The organism is Hydrogenophaga sp. PML113, from assembly GCF_001777155.1.
In the GTDB taxonomy this organism is placed as follows: Bacteria; Pseudomonadota; Gammaproteobacteria; order Burkholderiales; family Burkholderiaceae_C; genus Hydrogenophaga; species Hydrogenophaga borbori.
Genome location: NZ_MIYM01000032.1, coordinates 1 through 2,497 on the forward strand (window position 1 = coordinate 1; position 2,497 = coordinate 2,497).

The following is a 2,497-nucleotide window of genomic DNA, read 5'->3' on the forward strand; positions in this document are numbered from 1 at the left end:
TGTTGACGATCATTCAAAACTGACCCACCTGTAAGGGGCGCGATCGAGCAAATCTGACCCACGTGTAGACACTGCCCTGCTCAATGTTTGAGCAGGGGAACCAGGAGTGATCAACGTGGGCATGTTGGCCAAGATCAGGCGAATGCACCTGAGGGATGGGAAGTCCATCCGGGAGATCAGCCGAGTCACCGGGCTGTCCAGGAATACGGTGAGAGGGTGGTTGCGCCAGCAGGACGTGACCGAGCCGAAGTACCCCAAGCGAAGCGAGGTCAGCGTCGTGGACGCCTGGGCGCAGCACTTGGAGGCGGCGCTGCGAACCGACCAGCACCGCGCGGCGCGCGAGCGGCGCACCGCCAAGGGGCTGTTCGAGCAGATCCGCGCACTCGGCTACAAGGGCAGCTACCCGCGGGTGGCGGTGTGGGTGCGCCGCTGGCGCGAGCAGCAAGCCAACGCGCCCCGGCGCGCGGCGTTCGTGCCGATGAGCTTCGAGCTGGGCGATGCGTTCCAGTTCGACTGGAGCTGCGAGTACGTCTTCGTGGGTGGCCTGCGCCGGCGCCTGGAGGTTGCGCACACCAAGCTGGCCGCCTCGCGCGCGTTCTGGCTCACGGCCTACCCGGCGCAAAGCCACGAGATGCTGTTCGATGCCCACGCCCGGGCGTTTGCCGCCTTCGGCGGAGTGCCGCGGCGCGGCATCTACGACAACATGAAGACCGCTGTGGACAAGGTGGGAGCGGGCAAGGCCCGCAGCGTGAACGTGCGCTTTGCCGCCATGTGCTCGCACTACCTGTTCGATGCAGAGTTCTGCAACCCGGCCTCGGGTTGGGAGAAGGGGGTGGTGGAGAAGAACGTGCAGGACCGGCGCCGCCAGGTCTGGCGCGAGGCCGCCGAGCGGCGCTGGGCGGATCTGGAGGCGCTCAACACCTGGCTGGGCGAGCGCTGCCGCCAGTGCTGGGAGGACAGTGCCCACCCCGAGTGGCCCGAGCTCACCGTGGCCGAGGTGTTCCAGGACGAGCAGGCGCGCCTCATGCCTTGCCCAAAGCCCTTTGATGGCTATGTCGAGCAACCGGTTCGGGTCTCGGCCACCGGGCTGATCCACTTCCAGCGCAACCGCTACAGCGTGCCCACCCGCCACGTGAACGCGATCCTGAGCCTGCGGGTGTACCCGCGCGAGCTCGTGCTGGTGGCTGAAGGGGTGGAGGTGGCGCGCCATGTACGCTGCTTCGAGCGCGAGCAGACTGTCTACGACTGGCGCCACTACATCGATCTGGTGCAGACCAAGCCCGGGGCGCTGCGCAACGGCGCACCGTTCAAGACCATGCCTGAGGCGCTGCAGGCGCTGCAGCGGCACTTGCTGCGCCACGCCGGTGGAGACCGGGTGATGACGCAGGTGCTCGCCGCTGTTCCCGTGCACGGCCTGGAAGCGGTGATCGTGGCTGCGGAGGTGGCGCTGGAGGCGCAGCGCCCAAGCGCCGAGCACGTGCTCAACGTGCTGGCCCGCCTCAAGGAGGGCTTGCCTGTGCTGCAGCCGCTGGAGGCGAACACCCCGGCGCTGCGGGAGGAGCCGCGTGCTGACGTGCAGCGCTACGACCGGCTGCGGGAGGTGCGCGCATGAGCACCGAGATCGTTGCACGCCTGAAGGCGCTCAAGCTGCACGGCATGGCCGCCAACTGGCCTGAGTTGGTGGCGCGCTGCCGCCACTCGGCGCTGGGGCCGGAAGCCCTGGTCGAGCAACTGCTCAGCGCAGAAGGTGCTGAGCGCGAGCTTCGCTCCATCAGCTACCAGATGAAGGCCGCGCGCTTCCCCGCGCACCGCGATCTGGCCAGCTTCGAGTTCGAGGGCAGCGCCATCGACGCGGAGTTGATCAATAAGCTGCACACGAGCAGCTTCACCGACTCGGCCCACAACGTGGTCTTCATCGGCGGTCCTGGGACCGGCAAGACGCACTTGGCTACAGCCCTGGGTGTTCAAGCCGTGCACCGCCACGGCAAGCGGGTGCGCTTCCACTCCACGGTGGAGCTGGTCAACGCGCTGGAGATCGAGAAAGCCCAGGGCAGAGCCGGGCAGATCGCACACCGCCTGATGTACGTGGACATGCTCATCCTGGACGAGCTGGGCTACCTGCCGTTCAGCCAGTCGGGCGGTGCGCTGCTCTTCCACCTGCTCTCCAAGCTCTACGAGCACACCAGCGTGGTCATCACCACCAACCTCAGCTTCGGGGAGTGGAGCCAGGTCTTCGGCGATGCCAAGATGACCACTGCGCTGCTCGATCGCCTCACGCATCACTGCCACATCGTGGAGACGGGAAACGAGTCCTGGCGCTTCAGGCACAGCAGCACGAGCGCTGCGCGCTCACCAACCACCAGCAAACGAAAGAAAGGAGCTAAGACGGAGAGTCCAGACAAGGACTTATCCACAGAACCGGCTGCCGTCAGGTAGCCTTGAGGGTGGGTCAAATTTGAATGATCACGACGGGTCAGTATTGGGTGATCGTCAACAG

General features: G+C 66.2%; 2 protein-coding genes. Both read left to right on the forward strand.

The genetic code is table 11. The annotated features are described in order from the left end of the window. Positions 1–115 precede the first annotated feature (115 nt). Positions 116–1,612: an IS21 family transposase gene (gene istA, locus BHU06_RS21855; protein ID WP_070401347.1), complete on the forward strand. Its 1,497-nt coding sequence runs from the start codon at positions 116–118 to the stop codon at positions 1,610–1,612. Further along, entirely contained in the window at positions 1,609–2,436 is an 828-nt protein-coding gene (istB, locus tag BHU06_RS21860) for an IS21-like element helper ATPase IstB (protein ID WP_054470453.1), read from the forward strand. The genes istA and istB overlap by 4 nt, the downstream gene beginning before the upstream one ends. Positions 2,437–2,497: the final 61 nt, after the last annotated feature.

Coding starts and splice junctions, on each gene's coding strand:
- istB (WP_054470453.1), top strand. CDS start 1,609: ATGAGCACCGAGATCGTTGCACGCCTGAAGGCGCTCAAGCTGCACGGC.